The organism is Sorangium sp. So ce327 (assembly GCF_051530205.1).
Taxonomy (GTDB): domain Bacteria; phylum Myxococcota_A; class Polyangia; order Polyangiales; family Polyangiaceae; genus Sorangium; species Sorangium cellulosum_B.
Genome location: NZ_CP150330.1, coordinates 7,630,597 through 7,652,926 on the forward strand (window position 1 = coordinate 7,630,597; position 22,330 = coordinate 7,652,926).

17 protein-coding genes are annotated in these 22,330 nt (G+C 70.6%); 8 read left to right on the top strand and 9 right to left on the bottom strand.

Annotation, left to right across the window (positions count from 1 at the left end; translation table 11 throughout):
- Positions 1–84 precede the first annotated feature (84 nt).
- The 3 genes from WME95_RS28535 to WME95_RS28545 form a co-directional block, all read right to left on the bottom strand.
- Positions 85–294 (bottom strand): hypothetical protein, encoded by a 210-nt coding sequence (locus WME95_RS28535; RefSeq protein WP_437902505.1) that lies wholly within the window; start codon positions 292–294, stop codon positions 85–87.
- Between the two features lie 790 nt (positions 295–1,084).
- Positions 1,085–1,765: a hypothetical protein gene (locus WME95_RS28540; RefSeq protein WP_437902506.1), complete on the bottom strand. Its 681-nt coding sequence runs from the start codon at positions 1,763–1,765 to the stop codon at positions 1,085–1,087.
- A 158-nt stretch (positions 1,766–1,923) separates the two neighbouring features.
- Positions 1,924–3,249 (bottom strand): flavohemoglobin expression-modulating QEGLA motif protein, encoded by a 1,326-nt coding sequence (locus tag WME95_RS28545; RefSeq protein WP_437902507.1) that lies wholly within the window; start codon positions 3,247–3,249, stop codon positions 1,924–1,926.
- Positions 3,250–3,606: 357 nt separating this feature from the next.
- Here WME95_RS28545 and WME95_RS28550 point away from each other — a divergent pair, with 357 nt between their 5' ends.
- Positions 3,607–5,076, top strand: coding sequence for a serine/threonine protein kinase (locus tag WME95_RS28550; protein ID WP_437902508.1), 1,470 nt, complete (start codon positions 3,607–3,609; stop codon positions 5,074–5,076).
- A 535-nt stretch (positions 5,077–5,611) separates the two neighbouring features.
- Positions 5,612–6,652: a serine/threonine-protein kinase gene (locus tag WME95_RS28555; protein ID WP_437902509.1), complete on the top strand. Its 1,041-nt coding sequence runs from the start codon at positions 5,612–5,614 to the stop codon at positions 6,650–6,652.
- A gap of 134 nt (positions 6,653–6,786) precedes the next feature.
- Here WME95_RS28555 and WME95_RS28560 read toward each other — a convergent pair whose 3' ends face one another.
- Positions 6,787–7,749 carry a serine/threonine-protein kinase gene (locus WME95_RS28560; protein ID WP_437902511.1) on the bottom strand — a complete coding sequence of 321 codons (963 nt, stop codon included), beginning with the start codon at positions 7,747–7,749 and terminating at the stop codon, positions 6,787–6,789.
- 150 nt (positions 7,750–7,899) lie between these two features.
- The gene (locus WME95_RS28565) at positions 7,900–9,501 is read right to left on the bottom strand and encodes a serine/threonine protein kinase (protein WP_437902512.1); all 1,602 of its coding nucleotides are present in this window, start codon (positions 9,499–9,501) and stop codon (positions 7,900–7,902) included.
- A 126-nt stretch (positions 9,502–9,627) separates the two neighbouring features.
- Between WME95_RS28565 and WME95_RS28570 the strand changes: the two genes are divergently transcribed.
- The 3 genes from WME95_RS28570 to WME95_RS28580 all read left to right on the top strand — a co-directional run bounded on the left by WME95_RS28570 (position 9,628) and on the right by WME95_RS28580 (position 11,704).
- Complete coding sequence (locus WME95_RS28570; RefSeq protein WP_437902513.1) at positions 9,628–10,578, top strand: sigma-70 family RNA polymerase sigma factor; 951 nt, start codon at positions 9,628–9,630, stop codon at positions 10,576–10,578.
- Positions 10,579–10,742: 164 nt separating this feature from the next.
- Positions 10,743–11,159, top strand: coding sequence for a VOC family protein (locus tag WME95_RS28575; protein WP_437902515.1), 417 nt, complete (start codon positions 10,743–10,745; stop codon positions 11,157–11,159).
- A 41-nt stretch (positions 11,160–11,200) separates the two neighbouring features.
- Positions 11,201–11,704 carry an SRPBCC family protein gene (locus WME95_RS28580; protein ID WP_437902516.1) on the top strand — a complete coding sequence of 168 codons (504 nt, stop codon included), beginning with the start codon at positions 11,201–11,203 and terminating at the stop codon, positions 11,702–11,704.
- A 51-nt stretch (positions 11,705–11,755) separates the two neighbouring features.
- Here the strand turns inward: WME95_RS28580 and WME95_RS28585 are convergent, their stop codons facing one another.
- Entirely contained in the window at positions 11,756–15,691 is a 3,936-nt protein-coding gene (locus WME95_RS28585) for an ATP-binding protein (RefSeq protein ID WP_437902517.1), read from the bottom strand.
- A gap of 366 nt (positions 15,692–16,057) precedes the next feature.
- Here WME95_RS28585 and WME95_RS28590 point away from each other — a divergent pair, with 366 nt between their 5' ends.
- Positions 16,058–16,324 carry a DUF6289 family protein gene (locus WME95_RS28590; protein WP_437902519.1) on the top strand — a complete coding sequence of 89 codons (267 nt, stop codon included), beginning with the start codon at positions 16,058–16,060 and terminating at the stop codon, positions 16,322–16,324.
- A gap of 228 nt (positions 16,325–16,552) precedes the next feature.
- Here the strand turns inward: WME95_RS28590 and WME95_RS28595 are convergent, their stop codons facing one another.
- Both WME95_RS28595 and WME95_RS28600 read right to left on the bottom strand, forming a co-directional pair.
- The gene (locus WME95_RS28595) at positions 16,553–16,918 is read right to left on the bottom strand and encodes a DUF4180 domain-containing protein (RefSeq protein WP_437902521.1); all 366 of its coding nucleotides are present in this window, start codon (positions 16,916–16,918) and stop codon (positions 16,553–16,555) included.
- Between the two features lie 163 nt (positions 16,919–17,081).
- On the bottom strand, positions 17,082–18,014 hold the full coding sequence (locus WME95_RS28600; RefSeq protein WP_437902523.1) for a DUF2935 domain-containing protein: 933 nt from the start codon (positions 18,012–18,014) through the stop codon (positions 17,082–17,084).
- Between the two features lie 511 nt (positions 18,015–18,525).
- Between WME95_RS28600 and WME95_RS28605 the strand changes: the two genes are divergently transcribed.
- Both WME95_RS28605 and WME95_RS28610 read left to right on the top strand, forming a co-directional pair.
- The gene (locus WME95_RS28605) at positions 18,526–18,918 is read left to right on the top strand and encodes a YciI family protein (protein ID WP_437902525.1); all 393 of its coding nucleotides are present in this window, start codon (positions 18,526–18,528) and stop codon (positions 18,916–18,918) included.
- Entirely contained in the window at positions 18,918–20,180 is a 1,263-nt protein-coding gene (locus tag WME95_RS28610; protein WP_437902527.1) for an RNA polymerase sigma factor, read from the top strand. The genes WME95_RS28605 and WME95_RS28610 overlap by 1 nt, the downstream gene beginning before the upstream one ends.
- Before the next feature lie 79 nt (positions 20,181–20,259).
- Here the strand turns inward: WME95_RS28610 and dauA are convergent, their stop codons facing one another.
- Complete coding sequence (dauA, locus tag WME95_RS28615; protein WP_437902529.1) at positions 20,260–22,053, bottom strand: C4-dicarboxylic acid transporter DauA; 1,794 nt, start codon at positions 22,051–22,053, stop codon at positions 20,260–20,262.
- Positions 22,054–22,330 lie beyond the last annotated feature (277 nt).

A 22,330-nucleotide genomic window follows, 5' to 3' on the forward strand; every position in this document is an offset into this window, starting at 1 on the left:
TAGGCCTTCCGGCTCCACGCCGCCGGCGCGCACGGCCGGGCCGCCGCCCGTTCGCGGCGCTCCGGCGCCGGAGCGGCAGCGGATCTACCGCTGCACGCCCATGCGGCGGCGCTGCGGGATGTTCAGCGCCGGCCGGGAGCGATCCTGGTTCGGGAGCTTGCTCGGCGGGCGGGGCTCCCGGTGCGCGGGCTTCGGCGCGGGGACATGCCCCGTCTGCGGCGGGCGCCGCTCGGGCGTCTTGGCCGAGCCGAGCTGCAGGGCGGGCTCGGGGAGATGGACGGGTCGCTCGGTCATGGAATCCTCCATTCGATCACTCATCACCACGGCAGAAAGAGCACCAAGGCTGAACGAACCCTTCGAAGAACCAGCTCTCATACACCCTCCATTCATCGTAGGACCCCGGATTGCAGACACGTAGACAGATCGATGCCGCGACGGACGCTGGCCCCGGACGCCGCCCAAAGGCCGCTCGACTGGCGCTCTCGCGCGATGGACGCACCTCCACGCATCGCCGGGGCAGGGCGGTCCGCATCACCACACGCCCCCTGGTGAGGCGCATCAGCGCCTCGCCGTCAGGAGAGATGGCGAGTCGGCCCGCCGCGCCACGAACCATCCGGCTCGGTGCTTCGCGCGAGCGGCCAGCGAGCGAGGGCCTGCGACCGCGAGGTCAACGACCTCCAGCGCATCGGACTCGTTCGCAGCTTGGCCACGCTCCGTCCCCACGAGCACACGACCACGCTCGCGCGGGGTTCCGCGGGCGGCTGTCGTGGCTGCTCACGCGCGGCAACAGAAGGGCGCCGTGCCTACCTGGGCAACAGGCGCTTCCCCTTCGGGGCCGCGTGACGGAGCGGTGGTATCAGACGAAAGTGTCCATGATTGACGCGGGCGACGCGTCGAAGGCAACGCTAGCACCGGAGCCAGAGATCGCCCAGCACTTTCTGCGTCTGTGGAGGAGAGCTGTACGCGTGGTGATCTCGCGCTGTGCTCGCGGAGCGTTCGTGTCCTCTTTTGCTTCCGATTCGGCTTCCGCTTCTCCTCCACCTCACGAGCCACAGGAGCTCGCACGGGCGCGCCGAGCCACCGCTCAGAACGCGATGCGCAGCCCCACGCCGAGGGGGACCGCTCCAGGCGACGCGGCGACGGCGCCCGGACCGACGAGGAGGCGCGCAGCGGCCAGCCCGCGCATATCGAGCCCTCCCCGCAGCACCCGCTTCTTGCCGATCACGTAGAGCGGCAGGCCGACGCCAACCGCGGCCGCGCCCCCGACCGCCGTCGCCACGGCCACCGTGTACGTGTCACGGTGCTTCGCGGCGGCCTCGTCGTGGTTCGCGGTGATCAGCACGGCGCCGGTGACGAGGGCGGCTGCTCCGAGGCTCGCGAGGACGATCCCCGAGACCATCATGACCGTGCTGTTCCGCTCGGTCGTCCGCTCCATGAAGTTGCGGAGCTCTCTCTTCGTCGCCTCGATCTCCAGCTCGATCTGGCGCCCGTGGGCGTCGCGCATGTCTTCGTCTTCAACAAAATCGTGGATGGTGTCCGCCTCGTACTTGAGCGCCTTGATCCTCGCTTCGTACGCAGCGACCGTCGCCTCCCACATGGCCTGCGGCGGGAGCTCCTCCGCGGCCGGCGCGGCAGGGGGCGCGGAGGGCGCGAGCTGCGGGGGCGGCGTGCGCTCCGCGCCCTCCGCCGGCGCCTGCGCGGCCGCGCTCGACGCGAGCACCGCGCCGGCAAGGGCGAGCGCCCACGCGACGAGGCGGCGGCGCACCGCGGCCGCGGAAGTGGAAGACGCGCGCGCCGGGGGCGCGAAGGGATGCGCGAAAGGGGAATGGACTCGTCCCATCGACGAGCGGCATACCTCAACCGTGGCGCAGAGACATCCGCCACGTCCCGCTCGCCCGGCCTGCGCCCGCGATCGCGGCGCGCTCACCCCTCCCGCGGCCGGCCGCGGCGCTTGCTCCCCTCCCCGTCCCCGACCGGCCGCGCCTCGGCGGCCACGCGGAGCAGCTCCTGGAAGTGCCGCTCCACCGGGCCGAGGTCGATGCCATCCATGAACGAGGTGAACGCGAAATAGGGCAGCAACGTCTGCCAGGCGCGCAGCCAGCCCGGCAGGTAGCGCGGCCGCTCCAGCACGCCGGCCGCGCGCAGCTCCGCCAGCACGGCGATGTCGTCGAGCGCGATCCGGCCGCAGACGAGCAGCTCCACCTCGTCGCGCAGGCCGCCGCGCAGGACCGCGGCCAGGAAGGCGTAGACCTCGAGCAGGCCGGCCAGGTAACAGGCGTCCTTCGTGAAGGGCGCGCCGCCCTCGACGAGCCCGCCGCGGCAGACGCGCTGGGCGTCGAAATAGGCGTCGCGGCGCCCGGCGCCGCGCTCGCGCAGGTACCGGTAGAGATCGAGGAAGCTCGCGCCCTGCTCGGCCATGTCCACGAGCCGCACCCGCTCGGCGAGCCGGGTGAGGCGGCCGATGGAGAGCGAGCGGCTGTACAGCTCGGCGAAGATGGCGAGCCCCTCCTGCGTGCGCGTTGTGCGGGGGCCGCCCGACCGCAGGAACGCGCACCGCGGCTGCGCCGCGCCGTTGTGCGCGGTGAGCGCGTGCGTCTCCACCTCGTGGTGCCACAGCCCCTCGGCCTCCCAGGACGCGAACGTGGCCTCCGGGCGGATGCGGACGCGGCTCATGCCGGCCACCACCTTGGCCGTGATCCGCGGGTCGAGCACGATCTCGATGTCGAGCGGCGGCGTCCGCGCGGCGACGCGGGCGGCGAGCAGATCCCGGAGCGCGCCGGCGTCGAGCGGCTCCTCGTCGGGATCGCTGGCCTCGTCCCAGCCGTGGACGCGCAGGCGCGCGGTGAGGTGCTCGGCGAGGTCGATGTTGCGGACCTCGCCGCCGAAGAACCGCGAGCGCGCGCCGCCGTAGAGCGCCCGCGACCGCTCGGCGAACTCGCGGGTCCCCGCCGCCTCGAGCAGCTCCGCGGCCTGGATCTGCGCGCGGACGTTGTCCCTCAGCCAGTCGAGCGCCGGCGCGTCGCCGTCGATCGAGCCGAGGAGCTCACGCAGCTCGGCGATGCGCCGCGCGAGCCCGTCACGATCGACGCGGTGCTCGACCTCGGGGAGGTGATCCTCGCCGGCGGCGAAGAAGCGCTCCTCGACCTCGCGAGGCCAGGCGATGTCGTCGAGCAGCCGGAGCGCCTTGCCCTCGGAGAGGCGGGCGCCGACCCGATCGAGCTGCTCCAGCACGGCGCGGTCGATGCTCATGCCCGCATGCTCGCGCGAACCGCGGAGCGCGGAAAGCCGCCGGCGCAGCGCTTGCGGCTCGGGCGCGGACCCGGGGCTGGATCGCGAGCGCGCCTAACTCCGCGCGCCAGCGATCCCTGGCGGGACGATGTCGCGGAGGCGAACCGCCGCGATCCCGCCCGCGGGCGCTGCTGAGATCGCCCGTGCGCAGCGGTCGCATGCCGAAGCGCCCCGGAGGCCTCCAGCAACGTGCTGTCGGCAACCAGCAGGCCTGTGCCGGGGAGGCAAGCGCGAGGGCGTGCGCCGGCGCTCCCCATGGCCACGCCGAGCATGTTGTTCGGCTCCTCGCATCCGGGATACATTGGAGCCTGAACCTCGATGAATGATGATCCCCAGCTGGCACACTGCACAGCACGCATCGGAACGGTCCTCCGGGGCAAATGGCGCATCGATTCGCTCATCGGCGTCGGCGGGATGGCTGCGGTTTACGAGGCGACACACAGGATCGGCCGGCGCTGCGCGATCAAGATCCTCCACCCGGAAATCGCGGTCTCGAAGGAGCTTCGAGCCAGGTTCGAGCAAGAGGCGCTCGCGGTAAACCAGCTCGGTCACCCCGCAGCCGTCAATGTCCTCGACATCGACACGAGCGAGGATGGCTCGCCGTTCCTGGTGATGGAGCTGCTCGACGGTGAATCGCTCGGCAAGCGCGCCCACAGCTCCGGCGGCATCGGGGAGCGCGAGCTGCTCCGCGTCATCTCGACCGTGCTCGAGGTGCTCGATGTCGCGCACGGGCTCGGCATCGTCCATCGAGACATCAAGCCTGACAATCTGTTCTTGACCTCTTCAGGCGGCGTCAAGGTCCTCGACTTCGGGATCGCTCGAATGCAACAGGGCGGCTCCAATGTTCATACACGCACCGGCGCGATGCTCGGGACCATACCTTACATGTCGCCCGAGCAGCTCACCGGCGGCCAGATCGATGGGCGGGCCGACGTCTTCGCCATCGGCGCGACGATGTTTCGAGTCCTGACAAAACGACATGTGCACGAGGGCTCCATGGAAAGCGAGCTCCTCATCAAGATGGCGACGCAGCCTGCGCCGGCCCTGCGCACCGTTGCCCCCTCTGTCAGCCCAGAGGTCTGCGCCATCGTCGATCGCGCGCTCGCCTTCGATCCATCGCGTCGCTATCCAACGGCCCGCGCCATGCGCGAAGACATCGAGCGAGCTCTGGCCACCCATGCTGCCCCTCACGCGCCAGCCCCAGTGTCGATCCGGACCGACGTGTCGTCTCCAATCAGCGTCGATGCCCCGACGATGGCCGCTCCTGCCGCCGGCCAAGCGATGCAGGCGCCGATGGTCGTACCCGTGCCGCCTCAATCCGCTGCCACCAGCCCACGAGCGAGCTCGAATTCGCCCTTCTTGATCATTGCAGTGATTGGCTCGTTTGCTGTCGCCGTTTGCCTCGCCGCCGTCTTCTTGGTTGTTCGTTCGCGAGACTCCGCCGACGACACCCGTGAGAACGCGAACGATGAGACATCGCAAGAGGACAACGAGAGCGGCAGCTCTCGCACGATGGCCGCGTCTTCCACCACCAGCACGCCGTCCCCGCCATCCCCGCCATCCTCGACCGCTGGGCCCCCGTCGACGCGCCGGCCCGCCTCCGACGGCAAGTATCGCCTCCTCGTCAAAGACGGCAAATATCCATTTTGCGTCACGTCGAAGCTGAAACACGCCTATCCCGTACGCACGAATGACGAGGGCATCAAAGTGTGCAGCGGCACCCCTGATGGGCCCATCCCGATTGACGGCCTCAAAGCCTACCACCCCTCCGAGCTTCAATGGCAATAGCTTTGTGAGCAGCGGCGGCCTTGTCTTGTACCGTGCCGGTGTGCCGGAGAGCACGCAGCCGCCCAGCTCTTCGATCGCCCGCCCCCGATGTCTTCATCGCGCCTTCGGGGCGGGGCTGGAGGTTCCGGCGATGCGGGCGGCGACCAGCGAGCTGCGGTTCGATGCGCTGTGGACATCCTTGTAGGCTGACGTCGGCGTACGGAGCCAGATCCACGAACATCGCGGAACTGCACAGCTTTTCCGTCTGGAGGGTGGACTGAGCAGGATGTCCACTCGGACGGCGGCGCGCTTCCTCCGCTCTCAGCGCCTCTGTGCGTGTACAGTCCTCGGCATGCCGGGGACAATCCCACCCAATGGGCGCTCGAGCACCGACGACGTCACGGTGCCGATGCTCGGGAAACAACGCGATGCATCCGTCGTTGAGCTCACAAGCTCGGCGCTGGTGGAAGAAATCGAGACTTCGGCGCGGCCGTGGTCGGACGACGCACCCACGTTGGTGCGCTCAGACGACAGAGCGCCAGCGCTGATCGGGAGCTTGATCTCGGAGCGGTACCGCGTCCACGAGCTCATCGGGGAGGGCGGCATGGGAGCCGTGTACCGCGGCGAGCAGGTGCACCTCCGCAAGCAGGTCGCGATCAAAGTCCTCCAGCCGGGCGCCCGGAACCTCCCCCAGATGGTGGCGCGGTTCGAGCGCGAGGCGATCGCGGGGGCGCATATCCAGCATCCGAACGTGGTCTCGGCAAGCGACTTCGGTCAGCTCGCGGATCGGTCGCATTTTCTCGTCCTCGAGTATGTCGAGGGCACCCCGCTCCAGGACGTGATCGCCTCGGCGCCGCTCCCCGCGCGACGCGCGCTCCACATCGCGCGGCAGATTGCGTCTGCTCTGGAGGCGGTGCACGCGAAGGGGATCGTGCACCGCGATGTGAAGCCGCAGAACATCCTTCTCGGCGCCCATGATCAGGTGAAGCTCATCGACTTCGGCCTCGCCAAGGTGAACGTGGAGCTCCTGTCCACGGAGAGCCGCGAGGCCGCGCGGAAAGGCCAGGACCTCACCGCCGCCGACCAGGTCCTCGGCACGCTCAGTTATCTCGCGCCGGAGGCCGTGCGCGGCATGGATGCCGTCGATGCGCGCGCAGATCTCTATGCGCTTGGAATCATCTTGTACGAAATGCTGTCCGGGAGAAGCCCGTTCGACGCGAGCGACGGCCAATCTTCCTTCCGGAAGCGGCTCCTCGAGGATGCGCCCCCGCTCCGCCAGCGTGCTCCGGGAGCAGGGTTCCGCCCCGACGTGGAGGCGCTCGTGATGCGGCTCGTCCAGCGAGACCCGATCCAGCGCTATCCGACGGCTACGAACGTGATCGCGGCCATCGACGGGGCCATTGCGGCGATGGAGAACGCGCCGAGGCAGATCGAGCCCACCGTTGCGATGCAGCCCGGTGCTCCGGGGCACCAGACGAGCGCGACATCGCTCGCGTCCAGGTGGAATTCGCCGGCGATGCGGCCGTGGCTCATTGCGTCCATCGTCGTATCGCTCTTGCTCAGCGTCGCGCTCTTGATCGCCATCCTGCTCAGCTGACAGAGACGCAGAATGGCCACATCGAGGGAGCAGGCTCGTCGCTCGACGGCAGCTCCATGAGCCCCGTCGGCTCGTCCCCCCTCCGCTGACGCGCGCCACGGCCGCGCAGGGCGCCCTTCGCGAGGTGGGCTCCCTCAGCGACGGGGAAGCGGGGCCCCCGCCGGGATCCGCCCTTCCTCGACGGCCACGACGTAGGGCGGCAGGCGGCCCGCCCGCACCGCGCGGACGTCGGCGCGCATCGTCGCCGCGTCCGGGTAACGCTCGACCTTGTCGAACGCGAGGGCACGATCCACGACGTCGCACACCTCCGAGGGCACGTCCGGCGCGCACTGCGCGAGCGACGGCGCCCGCGCCGTCGCCGCGGCGATGAGCAGGCGCGCCTCAGCCATGTGGCCGTGGATCGAGCGACCGGAGAGCAGCCGAAACATCGTGGCGCCCAGGCCGAAGACGTCGGCCCGGCCGTCGATCTCGCGGACCATCCCCCTCGCCTGCTCTGGCGCCATGTACTCGCACGTGCCGAGCGCCACGCCCGTCTTCGTGGCCGTCTTCTCCGGCAGCTCCCCCATCCCGAAAGGAAGCGGATCGAGCACGCGGGCGATCCCGAAATCGAGCACCTTCACCCGCCCATCGCTCCCGATATGCAGGTTCTCAGGCTTGATGTCCCGGTGAACGACGCCGTGCGCGTGCGCCACGACCAGCACATCGAGGACCCGCTCGGCGAGCGCCAGCACATAGCCCACCGCGAGCGTCCCCACCCGGGCCATGTGGTCGAAGACCGTCTCGCCCTCGAGCACCTCCATCGCAAGGTAAGCGGCGCCGTCGTCCGCGACGCCCGACTCCAGCACGAGCGGCAGCCCCTCGCAGAGCGGGCCGACAGCCGCCAGGGCGCTGCCGATCGGGCCCTCGCGCAGGAAGCGCTTCCGGAGCTCCTCGATCTGGCTCAGCGACGGGTGCAGGACCTTCAGCGCCGCGACCTGGCCGTCAGCGCGCCGGCCAAGGAAGACGCTCGCCATCCCGCCGAAACCGAGCACGCGCTCCACCGTCCAGGTTCCGATCTGGGTGCCGATACGCCGCGCTGCGAGCTCCTCGTCGTCCATCGAACGGGCGGATGGTACCATCCCGTTCACCAGGAGCGATCGCGAAAGGTCACCAGCTGCAACGAGCTCACTCGACTGTGGACCATTGTCTACACCACGCTGAGCTCGTCCAAACGCCGTCACGCACGACCCCGCAGCGCGACGCGACGATCAGTCGGGGCATGGGGCCCCGCACGCCATGACGTTGCCAGGACAGGCTTCTATCTGCCCGAGACACGTGCCGATGACGCAATCAGAGCCAGGCGTGCAGTACACCAGACAGGGAGCGCTCGTCATGCAATTGACCGAGCAATCGCCTTCGCACCAGATCTTGTGCATCCCCGATCCCATGCAGTTGACCAGCGCGTCTCGGCGCGCCCCGATGTCGCAGACGCTCCCGTCCTGACAAGCAATCTGGCACGGTTCATCGCACACGTGATCGCAGTCGTTTGTCTGCATACAGCTGGTCCGCTGCGACGCGACGCGCCCTTCCTCGGGGCCGCGGCTCGGTGGGCCAGGGAGGTGAGCTCTCGTGTCGCCCTTCTTCTCGGGGCCGGGATCCGGAGCCTTCGCCAGCAGGCGATCCGCCGCCGGACCGCCAGGAACCTTGGCGGGCGGTGAGGCCGCCGGTCGCTGCGCGCCGGTCGCCCCCGGCGATCTCGCGTCGGGCTCGACGTTCACCGCACGGAGAACCACGGCGGCGAGCACGCCTGCGGCGAGCAGCGGGAACGCCAGCACGGCCCATCGCAGCCTCCGTCCACGTACCGTGGTCGCCGTCCACTGCGTCGCCTGGGAGAACGCCGATGCCGCCGGTGAGGGGGCGAGCCCGTGTGGCCTCCACACCGTCGTGGCGGTGCTGAGCGGATCCGCCGCGGGGGCGGGAAGCCCGGCCGCGCCGAACCGGAGAGCAAAAGCGGGCGGTTGACCGGCCAGGACCGCGCGCACGTCCTGCTGCATGACCGTCGCGCTCGGGTAGCGCTCGCCTCGATCGAACGCGAGCGCGCGATCGACGACGGCACACACCCACTGCGGGGTCTCCGGAGCGACGCTCGCGAGCGGCGGCGCGGGCAGCGTGGCCATCTTGACGACCAGATCGGTGTCGGAGCTCGCGTCATGGATGCGCCGCTTCGTGATCAGACGAAACATCGTCGCTCCGACCGCGAACAGGTCGGCACGCGCATCGATCTCGTCGCCCCTGACTTGCTCCGGCGGCATGTAGGCGACCGTGCCGAGCGTCGTTCCCGTGCGCGTCCGAACGTAGTCGGCCGCGGCCTGCCTGACGCGGGCGACGCCGAAATCGAGCACTTTCAGGCGCCCGTCGCGGAGGCGGAACAGGTTGTCTGGCTTGATGTCGCGGTGGATGATGCCGTGCGCATGGGCCGCTGCCAGCACGTCCAGCAGCCCGTCCACCATGGCCAGCAGCTCGGCCATGTCCATCCTGCCCATGCGCCTTCCGTACCCGGCGAGCGACTCACCATCGAGCAGCTCCATGACGAGGAACGGGCAGCCGTCCGCTGTCGTGTCGATATCGCGTATTTCCACCGCGCCGGGATGGACGAATCGATTGACGGCCTGCGCTTCCTGATCGAACCGCGCGCGCAGCTCGGGCATGCGCGCGATCTCGGGGTGGAGGATCTTGATGGCATCTCGCCGCCCGATCTTGTGCGCGCCGACGTAGACAGCAGCCATGCCGCCCGAGCCCAACAGCCGCTCGATCGTCCACTTCCCGCACAACACGGTGCCAACTCTGCGCTGCAGTTCCTGGTCGTCCATATCCGCTATCAGGTTTGCTAATTCGCCGAACGGAGTGCTCGCGGCGCCCCAGCACCGCCCTGACGGTCGCCCATCCTAGCCGATTGGCCGTGGATCTGCCGGGAGGCCGATGGTACCGTCGCCGCGATGTCGGGGAGCGTGGACCAGCTCGAGGAACACCGCGCGGCGCTCACCGGGCACTGCTACAGGATGCTCGGTTCCGTTGTCGACGCCGACGACGCCGTCCAGGAGACGATGGTGCGCGCCTGGCGGAGCCTCGACAAGTTCGACGGGCGATCGTCGCTGCGCACCTGGCTGTACCGCATCGCGACGAACGTCTGCCTCGACGCGCGGGCCGATCGCGCGCGCCGGGCGCGCCCGCTCGAGGAAGGCCCTGTCGGCACCGTGGACGACGAGCTCCAGACGCGCCCGCGCACGCACTGGCTGGAGCCCGTCCCCGACGCGCACGCCCTCCCGGCGGACATCGACGCCGCGGAGCGGGTGGTGCTCCGCCAGAGCATCCGCCTCGCGTTCGTCGCGGCGCTCCAGCACCTGCCGCCGAAGCAGCGCGCCGCGCTCCTGCTCACCGAGGTGCTCGGGTGGTCCGCCGCGGAGGTCGCCGACAGCCTCAGCACCTCGGTCGCCGCGATCAACAGCGCGCTCCAGCGCGCGCGGGCGACGCTCGCGAGCCGCGATCTCGGCGACATGCGCGCCACGCTGCCGGAGCCGCAGTCCGCCTTGCTCGACCGCTACGTCACCGCCTTCGAGCAGTACGACGTGGACCGGCTCGCGGCGCTGCTGCACGAGGACGCTACCCTGTCGATGCCGCCTTTCACCCTCTGGCTCCGCGGCCCCGACGCCATCCGCGCGTGGCTGCTGGGCCGGGGCGCGGGCTGCCGCGGGTCGCGGCTCGTGCCGACGGCCGCCTGCGGCTCGCCGGCGTTCGCCCAGTACCGCCCGGCGCCGGAGGGCGGCCACCGGGCCTGGGCGCTCATCGTGCTCGATCTCGCGGGGGACCGCATCGCCAGCATGACGTCCTTCCTCGACACCGAGACGCTCTTCCCGCGGTTCGGCCTGCCGCTCGAGCTCCCCGCGTAGCCCCCGCGCCCGGCCGCATCGGGGCGGCGATCTTTTTTTCCGGTCGACCGATGAGTCCCGGCGCAGGCGGGTGTCTATGGGGTGAACTCCGGCGCGATGGCCCTCATGGCCGCGATCGTGGCCGGCATCACCCGGCGTCCATGCTCGAACAGGAGAAGAGGACCATGACAACGAACAGCGCTCGCAAGATCTTCGTCAACCTGGCCGTCAGCGACCTGAAGCGGTCGATGGAGTTCTTCGCGAAGCTCGGCTTCGAGTTCAACCCGCAGTTCACGGACAGCAACGCCGCCTGCATGATCGTCAGCCAGGAAGCCTTCGTGATGCTCCTCACGGAGCCGTTCTTCAAGGGCTTCACGAAGAGGGAGATCTGCAACACGAGCACGCACACGGAGGGGATGTTCGCGCTCTCGTGCAGCAGCCGGGCCGAGGTCGACGAGATCGTGAAGAAGGCGATCGCGGCGGGCGGGTCGCACGCCATGGATCCGCAGGATCACGGCTTCATGTACGGCTGGAGCTTCTACGACATCGATGGTCACCACTGGGAGGTCGTCTGGATGGCCCCCGAGGCGATTCAATCGTAGCCGGCGCGTCGACGAAGGAACCAAGGAGAAGGAGGAGAGCCATGGTCGAGAGCCGCACAGCGAACAGCGATAGCTTCCAGGTCACGACGCCGTCGGCGGACGAGGTCCGCATGACGCGCCTGTTCGACGCGCCGAGGCACCTCGTGTTCGAGGCGATGACGAGGCCCGAGCACATCAAGCGGTGGTGGGGCTGTCTGGGCGAGGGCTACTCGGTGCCTGTCTGCGAGATGGACCTCCGGCCGGGCGGCAAGTGGCGCTTCGTGAACCGCCACCCGGGCGGCGAGGCCGCCTTCCACGGCGAGAACCAGGAGATCACGGCGCCGAGCCGGCTCGTGTTCACGGAGATCTTCGAGCAGTTCCCGGACACCGTCTCGGTGGTGACGGCGACCTACACCGAAGAGGGCACGAAGACGCGGCTCACGGCCACGGTGCGTTATCCGTCGACGGAAGTGCGCGACATGGTCCTCGCGTCCGGGATGCCCAAGGGCGCGGGCATCAGCTACGACCGCCTCGAAGCGCTGGTCGCGCAGCTGCAGCAGCGATGAGCCGACCGGCCCGCGGCGAGCGGGCGCGGCGCTGCCAGCCCGCGCGCTCGCTCACGCGCGCCGCTCGGCGAGCACCTGCCGCAGCGTCGCGCCGCCCACGGGCTTCGTGAGGTGCAGGTCGAAGCCGGCCTGCCTCGACCTGGCCTGGTCCTCGGGTCCGCCGTAGCCCGAGATCGCCACCAGGTAGAGCGCGCCGCCCCCGGGCGCGGCCCGCGCCCGGCGGGCGACCTCGTGGCCATCGATGCCCGGCAAACCGATGTCGATGAAGGCCACCTCGGGGCGCAGCTCCAGGAGCTTCGTCACCCCCTCCAGGCCGTCCACCGCCACCGTCACCTCGTGCCCCAGCGCCTCGATGAACTCGCTCATCACCCGGCGCACGTCCTCCACGTCCTCCACGACGAGCACCCGGTGCCGCTCGGCGGTCTCCCCCGGCTGCGGAGCGGCGGGCGGCTCGGCGCCGGGCGCGAGCGGCGGCGCCGCGCCCGGCGCGAGGGGCGGCTCGGCGCCGGGCGCGAGCGGCGGCGCCGCGCCCCGGCCGAGCGGAAGGCGCACGACGAACTCGCTGCCCTGGCCCGGTCCGGCGCTCTCCGCGACGACGCTGCCGCCGTGCATCTCCACCAGCCGCCGCACCAGCGTGAGCCCGAGGCCGAGCCCGCCCGTGCCGCGGTCGATGGTCTGCTCGACCTGCGTGAAGAGCTCGAACACCCTCTCGAGCATCGCCGCCGGGATGCCGCGGCCCGTGTCGCGCACCCGCAGCACGGCCTCGGGCGCGGCGCCCGGCGCCTCGCGGGTCAGCCGCACCGAGATGGCTCCCTCCGGCGGCGTGTACTTCGCGGCGTTCGTCAGGAGGTTCGTGACCACCTGCTCCAGCCGCGTGGCGTCGGCCCGCATGCCGAAGTCCCCCGGCCCGACCTCGACCGAGAGCGCGTGGCGCCGCGCCTCCACGGCCGCGCGCACCGCGGCGGCGGCGTTCCGCACCGCCGCCGCGAGATCGACGTCCTCCAGGCGCAGCTCCACCGTGCCGCGCGTGATGCGCGACACGTCGAGCAGATCGTCCACCAGGCGCACCAGGTTGCCCACCTGCCGCCGGGCGATCTCGCGGTAGCGCGCCGATCTGGGCGCCTCGCCCGTCAGATCGCCGAGCAGCGTGAGCGACAGGCTGATGGCGGCCAGGGGGTTGCGGAGCTCGTGCGCGAGCGTCGCGAGGAACTCGTCCTTGCGCTGATCGGCGAGCCTCAGCGCCTCGACGAGCGCCTCGACGCGCCGGCGGGCGCTCACCTGGTCGGTCACCTCGAAGGCGAACACGAAGATGCCCTCGATCGCCCCGTCGCGATCGCGCATCGGCTGGAAGACGAAGTTGAAGAAGCGCTCCTCCGTCGTGCCAGTGCCCTGGCGGTCGAGCCGCACGGCGAGCTCCTTTCCCACGAAGGGCTCGCCGGTGCGGAACACGGTGTCCAGGAGAGCCGGGATGGATTGCCCCTCGAGCTCGGGCAGGGCGTCCAGGATGGGTATGCCCACGCGCGCTCGTCCGCCGACGAGCTGCTGGTAGAGCGGATTGACCACCTCGAAGACGTGCTCCGGCCCGCGGAGGATCGCGATGGGCCCCGGGGCCTGCATGAAGAGGTCGTTCAGGTACTGGCGCTGCCCCTCGGCTTCCCGCCGCCGGCGCGCGAGCTCGACGTGAATGCGGACCCGCGCGAGGAGCTCCCGCGCGGAGAACGGCTTCACGAGGAAGTCGTCGGCGCCGGCCCCGAGGCTGTCGACGCGCACCTCCTCACCCGCGCGCGCAGAGAGCATCATCACGGCGACGCCGCGGGTGCGCTCGTCGGCGCGCAGCGCCTTGAGCAGGCCGAAGCCGTCGAGCCGCGGCATCATCACGTCGGTGAGCACGAGGTCCGGGACGTGGGCGCGGGCGCTCTCCAGCGCGGCCTGACCGTCGGCCACGGCCTCCACCGTCCACCGCTCGGCGAGGAGCAGCCGCTGCACATAGTCGCGCATGTCCGCGTTGTCGTCCGCGACGAGGATGTGCCCCGGCCGCTTCGGGGCCGGGCGCTCCTCCGCCGGCACGGCGTCCGGCGCTCGCACGTCGCGTTCCCACTGCGCGGCCTCGTCGAGGAAGGGCGCAGCGCCGCGCCCCTCCGCGGCCGGCGCGGGGGCGAGGTCGATGCGATCCGCGGGCAGGTGCGCCTTCCCGAGCGGGATCGCGACCGAGAAGCGGCTGCCCGCGCCGAGGCGGCTCTCCACGGCCACGCTGCCGCCATGGAGCTTCGCGAGCTCTCGCACGAGCGCGAGGCCGATGCCGCTGCCCTCGTAGCTGCGGCCCCTGGCCCCCTCGACGCGGTAGAACCGATCGAACACGCGCGGCAGCTCCTCCTCCGGAATGCCGGTGCCCGTGTCCTCGACCGACAGGACGATCCGCCCCCCGGTCTCCTCCAGCGTCACCCGGACGCCCCCCGAGAAGGTGAACTTGAAGGCGTTCGAGATGAGGTTGAGCACGATCTTCTCCCAGAGCTCGCGGTCGACGTAGGCCGGCTCGGAGAGGGGCGCGCACTCCACCGTGAGGGCGAGGCCGGCCCGATCCATGAGCGAGCGGAACGAGCTCGCGAGCTCCGCGGTGAAGGAGCCGAGATCGGTGGGCTGGTAGCTGGCCTGGATGCGGCCTGCCTCGATGCGCGAGAAGTCGAGCAGCGTGTTGACGAGCCGGAGGAGCCGGAGGCTGTTGCGGTAGATGATCGCGAGGCGGTCGCGCTGCGGCGCGGGCAAGGGGTGCTCGGCGTCCGAGAGGCCGTCCTCGACGGGGCCCAGGATCAGCGTGAGCGGCGTGCGGAACTCGTGGCTGATGTTGCTGAAGAACACCGTCTTGGCGCGGTCGAGCTCCGCGAGCGCGTCCAGCCTGCGCCGCTCCTCCTCGCTGGCCCGGGCGTTCTGCAGGGCAGCCGCGCCGTGGCCGGCCAGGAGCCGCAGGAAGCGGCGGTAGTCGTCGTCCAGCACCAGCCGGGGGCTGGCGCCCGCGACGAGAAACCCGCCCGGGCGGCCTCCAGCGCCGGCGCGGGGGAGCGGCAGCACCACCGCCTGGCGAGCGGCGTCCGGCCACGGGCCCCCCGGGAGGGGTCCGACGCGCGCGGGCAGCTCCGACAGATCCACCTCCACGTCCCCGCGCAGCGCGCGGTGCAGCGGCCACACCGCGCCGGCCGCCGCGCCGAGCTCCACCGCCGCCGGCGCCGCCGCGTGCCTCGGGTCGAGCCCGACGGTCCCTGCGAGTCGGGCGGGCGAGCCGTCGTCGTCCACGAGATAGATCAGGGCGAACGGCACGTCCCGCCCGGCCTCTGCCAGGGTCTCCATCATCACCCGACAGACGTCCTGAACGCTCCTGGCGTCAGCCGCCCTCGCCGCCAGCGCCCCGAGGACCTGCAGCCGTCGCTGTCCAAGGATGTAGCCTGTGCTCTCGGAGCACGCGACGAGGATGCCCGCGACAGCGCCCCTCTCGTCCCGGATGGGGCTCTGACCGTAGCTGAAGTAGCACTCCTCCATGAAGCCGTGCCGATCGACGACGAGCAGGCCATCGCGGACGTAGGTGGCCCCTCCCGCGAAGACCTTCTCGATCATCGGCTCGAGGATCCCCCAGATCTCCTTCCAGCACTCGGGGCCCGCCTGGCCCAAGGCGGCCGGGTGCTTCGTGGATCCGAGGATCGGGCGGTAGGCGTCGTTGTAAAACTGAATGAGCTCCCGACCCCACCAGAGGAACATGGGGTGTTCGGACGAGAGCAGGATGGACAGCGCCGTCCGCAGCGACTGGGGCCATGCCTCGACCGGGCCCAGCGCCGTCTGCGACCAGTCGATCGAGCGCATCAGCGCCCCCATCTCGCCGCCGCCCGAGAGGGCCCCGCAGGCCGGATCCGGCACAGCCCCGGCGCTCGCTTCCTCGCCGCGGCCCGCGCCGGTTCGCTCCTCGACGCTGTCGCGCTGGCCGGTGCGCTGTCTCGTCATGGGGGACACCTGCTTTTCTACCACGGCCGAGTCCAGCCATCCTCGGCGCTGCACCTTGGGTACGATCGCCTGCTCGTCTCAACGCCGTTCTCGATGCGTACCGCGTCGAGTTGCCGGCCCAGCCCCATCGGGGCGACTGAATTTCCTTGACACCAGAATCACTCCACGGGCCTCGGGGCGGGATGCCTCTCTTGCCTTCGTGAACCGCGCTCACGAGCTCGCCGCCTCCCACCGCCGAATGAAACTTTGCAGAGCTCCGCAAAGGCCACTCCGGCCGGAGCGCTTGCTCGAGCCGAGCAAGCGGTCTAAGCTGCCTCGCATAACTTCGGAGGCCAAAACTGGCCTCCCATTGCAAGAGGAGCGTCCATGCGTCGTCTCAGCCCTGCTGCCCGCGTTCGGTACTTCTTCGCTGCCCTGACGGCAGGCTCCGCGATGTTGGGCACCACTGCCCTGCTGGTCCCCTCGAGCGAGGCGGCGCCCGGGGGGAATTGCACGTATTACAGCGACGAGAGCTACACCACCGTCGTCGGTCAGTACGGCCGCGACTGCTGCAACAACCGGATCGCGTGGGGCACCACGACGCAGCACTACGAGTGCGGCGGGTGCTTCACCTGCACCCCTCCTCCTCGCTGAGGGAAGCGCGCCGGTGACGGACGGCCGGCTCGATGGCGATCGCCGGCCACGATCGTTCAGCTTGCGAGAGGAATTGAACAGGGAGGCGGGGAGACGGGGAGATTGGTTGGATCCTTCTCCCCGTCTCCCCGCCTCCCTGTGAATTTTCCCGAAGATTCGGGGGATGCTTCGGGTCGGCATGAACAAGCGTCGACGGCGCCAAAGGCGCTGTCGGCCAGGCCGCCATGGCTACGTCTGGCCGAGCCACGCGATCGCGGCGTCACGCGCCTCGAACACGCCGAAATGCTGGCCGCGGCGCTCCTCGGCCACCACCTCCCCGAACCGGCTGCTGAATTCAGCGGCCCCCGGAGGGCACACCACCGCGAGCCGGATCCGGTAGTTTCTTAGCTTCTGCAGGATCTCCCCAGCCTCCCCTGAGCTGAGGTCGAAGAAGGCCGCCGTCAGGTTCGCCGGGTGGAGGAGCGCACACTGCACGCCGCCCGAGAAACAGGCCTCGATCACGCGGTCGACGTCGCGGACGCTCGCCATGAGCCGGTGGCCCGGCGGACCTTCCACGAACTGCACACCCCCCTCGTCGACCACCGTCAGATCCATGGCATCCCTCCGACACGGCCTCTGCGCCGCGGGCTCGGCGGAGAGCTCCGCTCGACCCGCGACCAGGAGTATCCCGACGCGCGGCCGCTGTACAGGCATCGCGCGGCGCGCAGGAGCAGGGGCCAGGCTCGCCCCCGCCGCGCGGCGCCCAGGGCGTCATTCGTCACTGCGCGCGCCTGACCTCGTCGGAGAACCTCACCGCCTCGCGGAGCACGTGATCGGCGAGCGCGGGATCGATGATGCTCTTGATCTGCCCCGTCTCGATGCCCTGCTCCGCGGCCGTCTTGAAGTCGATGACCTCGTCGGCCATGGTCGCGAGCTGCCCGCTGTCGACGCGGAACGCGTGCGCCTGGTACAGCTGCCCGGCGCGCGCGGTCGCCTGATCGATGAGCGCGCGCTCCTGCGGGTCGAGCAGGTGCGCGATGAACTCGAGGTGATCCGCCATGATCGTCGTCCAGAACGCCGAGACCTCGTCGCTCTGGAGCGAGATGTCGCCGTACGCGAGCCGATCGAGCCGGGCGACGAAGCGCTCGGCCTCCCGCGCGATGTGGTCGAAGAAGAGCGGCCAGACGAGGCTCCGGAGCGCGCCGCTCTCCTGCGCGCGCTGCATGCGGCGCTTGTACTCGATGAAGCGCTGGACGCTCGACCGCGTCGAGGCGAGGAGCGAGGAGATCCCGTAATCGCCATACCCCCGGTCGCGCGCCGCAAGGAAGTGCCTGGCGAAGAGGTTCTGGTACTGCCGCGCCTCGTCCCGGGGCCCGCGGAGGTGATCGCCGGGCATGAGCAGCGTGATGAACAACGCATGTTCCATCAGCTGGTCCGTCCAGAAGAGGACCTCCGAGACGGCGTGCGCTGCATAGCCGGCGCCCGGCCCGGGCAGGAAGACCGGCTTCCTCGAGCGCTGGTCCACGGAGATGCCGGGCGTATAGGCGGCCCCTGCCGGGAGGGCGAGGGGCCCGATCGACTCGCACACCGCGTAGCTCTTGTCGGGCAGCGCGAGGCTCGGTGTGGCGAGCAGCGAGACACCCGCGGTGGCCATCGCGCCGCCGGCGAATTGCCGGCGTCCAAGTTTCCCTTGCGGAACACGCTTCTCCATCGACGCTCCTCCAGGTTCATGCATCCGTGAGAATCGGAGCGCGAGGGTGCATGTCCCGCGCCTGAGCCAAGGAGTCGACTCACAGGGCGGTCCGCCTGCGCGCGCCTCACCGATCACGACGGCCGGCGACGCGCGGAATCACCACGCCCGAGCGCTTCGTCGGCAGAGAGGTCGCGTGGGGGCGCGCCGGACGTCATCCGCGGAATCCGCCCGTGATGGGCCGCCCTGCGATCGTCGGCCTGCGAAGACAGCACACATTCCCCCTCCTCTACCGACCATCTGCGACCACAGAGCACATCACACCGCGGAGGACACACGCTCGCGACGACAGACCTGCACACCTCCCGCGGGCGCCGCAGGCGCACCTGTACCTACACGCGGCCGTCCGCCGTGTCGGGGTTCGGATTTCTTCGCTATCGTCGCCCGGGATGTCGAGGACCCGCCCTCGGCTCCGACAACCCCACGAACGCGCGCCCGATCCCGGGGCGAGAGCGAAGAGAAGGAGCCGATCATGAAGTACATCCTGATGATGAACACCCCGAGCGGGGGGCCGTACCAGGTCGCCAACTGGCAGCAGAAGGACTTCCAGGCGCACATCGCGTTCATGAAGAGCTTCCACAGGAAGCTCAGCGCGTCGGGCGAGCTCGTGGCGGCCGAGGGCCTGGCGGGGCCCGACCAGGCCAAGCTCGTGCGCGCTGGCAAGGACGGCGCGCCGATCACCGACGGGGTGTTCCCGGAGACCAAGGAGTTCCTCGCCGGGTACTGGATCGTGGACGTCGAGAGCCCCGAGCGCGCGTACGAGATCGCCGCGCAGGCGTCCGCCGCGCCCGGCCCCGGCGGCGCGCCGCTCAACATGGGGATCGAGGTGCGCGAGGTGATGAGCGCGCCGCCCAGCGATCTCTAGTGACCTCTCCGTCCCAGGGCGCCACGGCCGAGCGCCTGCTGCGCGATCTCGCGCCGCAGGTGCTCGGCGCCGTCATGCGGCGATTCCGAGATTTCGGCGCCGCCGAGGACGCGGTCCAGGAGGCGCTGATCGCGGCGGCCACGCAGTGGCCCCGCGAGGGCGTGCCCGACGAGCCGCGCGCCTGGCTGATCCACGTGGCGTCGCGGCGCATCGCCGATCACGTCCGGAGCGAGGCGGCGCGCCGCCGCCGCGAGGCGATCGTGGTCAGCCTCGTGCCGCCCGAGCTGCAGATCGCCCTCGCCGCCGACAGCGACGAGGCGGCGCTCGAGGACGACACGCTCACCTTGCTGTTCATGTGCTGCCACCCCGCGCTCTCCACGCCGTCCGCGATCGCGCTGACCCTGCGCGCCGTGGGCGGCCTGACGACGGCCGAGATCGCAAGGGCGTTCCTGGTCCCGGAGGCGACCATGGCGCAGCGGATCAGCCGGGCGAAGCAGAGCATCAAGGCGTCCGGCGTGCCGTTCGAGCGGCCGACGCCCGAGGCGCGCGCGGAGCGCCTCGGCGCCGTCCTGCACGTGCTCTACCTGATCTTCAACGAGGGCTACACCTCGAGCTCCGGCCCCGCGCTGCACCGCGACGATCTGTCGGGCGAGGCGATCCGCCTGACGCGCGCCGTGCACGCGCTCCTCCCGGACGACGGCGAGGTCGCGGGCCTCCTCGCGCTCATGCTCCTGACCGACGCGCGGCGCGCGGCGCGGACCGGGCCTCTGGGCGAGCTGATCCCGCTCGCGGAGCAGGATCGGGGCCTGTGGGATCAGCGGGCGATCGCCGAGGGCGTCGCGCTCGTCACGGCGGCGCTGTGCAGGGGCTCGATCGGCGCCTACCAGCTGCAAGCCGCGATCGCGGCGGTGCACGACGAGGCAGCGCGGGCCGAGGACACGGACTGGCCGCAGATCCTGGCGCTGTACGGCGTGCTGATGCGGATGTCCGACAACCCGATGGTGGCGCTGAGCCACGCGATCGCGATCGCCATGGTGCACGGCCCTCGCGCGGGGCTCGATCTGCTGGACGCGCTCGACGCCGACGCGCGCCTCTCGGGTCACCACCGCCTCGACGCCGCCCGCGCGCACCTGCTGGAGCGGGCCGGCGATCGCGAGGCGGCGATCGCGCACTACAGGCGCGCGGCCAGCCGCACGACGAGCATCCCGGAGCAGAGCTACCTGACGACCCAGGCGGCCCGGCTGAGCGACACGCTGAAGTAGCGAGCCGCGCGGCGCGCAGAGGCCGCAGAGGTGTCCGGCGAGAGAGGAGCGATGCCGCGGATCTGCCGGCAGCGAGCGCTCAGCCGTTCACCAGCTCGCCGGCGAGGCGGAGCGCCGCCGCCAGATCCTCCGCGAGGTACACGCGCTGCGACCGCTCCTGGAGGCGCGCCTTGTCGAAGATCTCGCGCGGCCTGGGCAACGGACCGGCGAGGATCACCGCCTTCTGGCGCCGCGCGAGCCCGTCGAGCGCGTTCTCGAGGGCGACGAACCCCGTGCTGTCGATAATAGGCACCTTGCCGAGGTCGAGGATCATCACCTCGTAGCTGTCCCCGCGGATGGCGTGCAGCGCCGCCATCGCCTTCTGGGCGGCGCCGAAGAACAGCGGGCCGTTGATCTCGTAGAGGGCGACCCGCCTCGGGAGCTCGACTTCGCTGGAACCGCCGGCGGCGTCCAGCACCGTCCGGCTCCCCGTCAGCTCGGCCATCCGGCGCATGAAGAGGACGGCGGCGAGGATCACGCCGGCCGACACCGCGATCACCATGTCCAGGATGACGGTGAGCCCATAACAGGTCAGGAGCACGAACACATCGCTCCTCGGCGCGAGCCTCACGATACGGATGAAATGGTGGAGCTCGGACATGTTCCACGCGACGAGCAGCAGCAGCGCCGCCAGCGACGCCATGGGGACGTAGGCCACGAGCGGGGCGAAGACGAGGATCGACAGGAGGACGACGGCGGCGTGCGTCACGGACGCGATCGGAGAGCGCGCGCCAGCCCGGATGTTCGTGGCCGTCCGCGCGAGCGCTCCTGTCGCCGCGATGCCGCCGAAGATCGGCGCAACGATGTTCCCGATACCGAGGCCGATGAGCTCGGAGTCCGGATCGTGCTTGGTCCCTGTCATGCCGTCGGCGATGACCGCCGACAGCAGCGATTCGATGGCGCCGAGCATGGCGATCGCGAAGGCGGCGGGGAGCAGCTCCCTCACGAGCTCGAGCGAGAGCCCATCGCCCCACGGCAGCGAGGGCGTCGGGAGGATCGACGGGATCCCGGCGATCTCCACGCCGCCGACGGTGACGCGAAAGCGGCTGCCGATCGTCGCCACGGAGAACGCGGGGTAAACCGCGTCGACGGCCACCGCGGCGAGCGACACGGCGGTGATGGCGATGAGGGGCGCCGGCACCTTCTTGATGACGCGGGGGACGAGCAAGAGCAGGGCGAGCGTCGCGGCGGCGACCGCCAGCTCGAAGAGGTCGGCCGTCCCGCGCGCGGCCCACAAGGCCGCCACCTTGGCGGTGTAGTGCTCCGGGAGCGGCCCGGCCTGGAGGCCCAGGACGTCCTTCACCTGGAGCGTCGCGATCACGGTGGCGATCCCGGCGGTGAAGCCCGTGGTCACCGGGTACGGGATGAATTCGATGAGCCGGCCGAGCCGCACGAGCCCCATGATCACGAGCAGCACGCCGGCCAGGAGCCCCGCCGTCATCAGCCCGGACAGCCCGTGCTCCGCCACGATGGGCGCGAGGATCACCACGAAGGCCGCCGTCGGGCCGGTGACCTGGAACTTGCAGCCGCCCAGCAGCGCCACCAGCGCGCCGGCCACGATCGCCGTGTAGAGCCCGTGCTGAGGAGGAGCCCCCACCGCGATGGCGAGGGCCATGGAGAGAGGGAGCGCCACGACGCCGACCACGGTGCCCGCCAGGAGGTCGGCCTGGAGATCCCCGAGGCCGTACCCGTTGCCAAGGCAGCGCCGGAGCGCCGACGCCACCGGGATCCGACGCCGCGCCGGAGCAGGCTGCGAGGTGGGCGGCCGGGGCGCTTCGCCGCCCTGGCCCGACCGATCAATCGCTCCAGCGACGCGCTCGGACCTCAACGTCATCGTCACACCTCCATCGAAGCTCGTGGATGTCGAGCAACATCGGATGTGTTGAGCAACATCGGTGCCACGCGACGATGTCCTCTGTTGGTCGCTCGATGCGCGCCGTTTCATGGCGGACCGCGGGCTCGAACCGTGTTGACGACAGATTGTCGCCATGAATTCATTGCGTCATGGCCATAACGCCAACTTGACGCGGTCGTCGAGCCCGTCGCCGTCGTGCCGTATCACGGGCGCTCGGCGAGCGCTGTGCTCACCCAGCTCACCCCGCTCGTCTCGC

Excerpts from the sequence above, each read along its gene's own strand:
- WME95_RS28580 (WP_437902516.1), top strand. The coding sequence starts at position 11,201 with ATGGTCGAGAGCCGCACAGCGAACAGCGATAGCTTCCAGGTCACGACG.
- WME95_RS28605 (WP_437902525.1), top strand. The coding sequence starts at position 18,526 with ATGAAGTACATCCTGATGATGAACACCCCGAGCGGGGGGCCGTACCAG.
- WME95_RS28600 (WP_437902523.1), bottom strand. The coding sequence starts at position 18,014 with ATGGAGAAGCGTGTTCCGCAAGGGAAACTTGGACGCCGGCAATTCGCC.
- WME95_RS28535 (WP_437902505.1), bottom strand. The coding sequence starts at position 294 with ATGACCGAGCGACCCGTCCATCTCCCCGAGCCCGCCCTGCAGCTCGGC.
- WME95_RS28585 (WP_437902517.1), bottom strand. The coding sequence starts at position 15,691 with ATGACGAGACAGCGCACCGGCCAGCGCGACAGCGTCGAGGAGCGAACC.
- WME95_RS28545 (WP_437902507.1), bottom strand. The coding sequence starts at position 3,249 with ATGAGCATCGACCGCGCCGTGCTGGAGCAGCTCGATCGGGTCGGCGCC.
- WME95_RS28590 (WP_437902519.1), top strand. The coding sequence starts at position 16,058 with ATGCGTCGTCTCAGCCCTGCTGCCCGCGTTCGGTACTTCTTCGCTGCC.
- dauA (WP_437902529.1), bottom strand. The coding sequence starts at position 22,053 with ATGACGTTGAGGTCCGAGCGCGTCGCTGGAGCGATTGATCGGTCGGGC.
- WME95_RS28560 (WP_437902511.1), bottom strand. The coding sequence starts at position 7,749 with ATGGACGACGAGGAGCTCGCAGCGCGGCGTATCGGCACCCAGATCGGA.
- WME95_RS28550 (WP_437902508.1), top strand. The coding sequence starts at position 3,607 with ATGAATGATGATCCCCAGCTGGCACACTGCACAGCACGCATCGGAACG.
- WME95_RS28575 (WP_437902515.1), top strand. The coding sequence starts at position 10,743 with ATGACAACGAACAGCGCTCGCAAGATCTTCGTCAACCTGGCCGTCAGC.
- WME95_RS28565 (WP_437902512.1), bottom strand. The coding sequence starts at position 9,501 with ATGGACGACCAGGAACTGCAGCGCAGAGTTGGCACCGTGTTGTGCGGG.
- WME95_RS28595 (WP_437902521.1), bottom strand. The coding sequence starts at position 16,918 with ATGGATCTGACGGTGGTCGACGAGGGGGGTGTGCAGTTCGTGGAAGGT.
- WME95_RS28570 (WP_437902513.1), top strand. The coding sequence starts at position 9,628 with ATGTCGGGGAGCGTGGACCAGCTCGAGGAACACCGCGCGGCGCTCACC.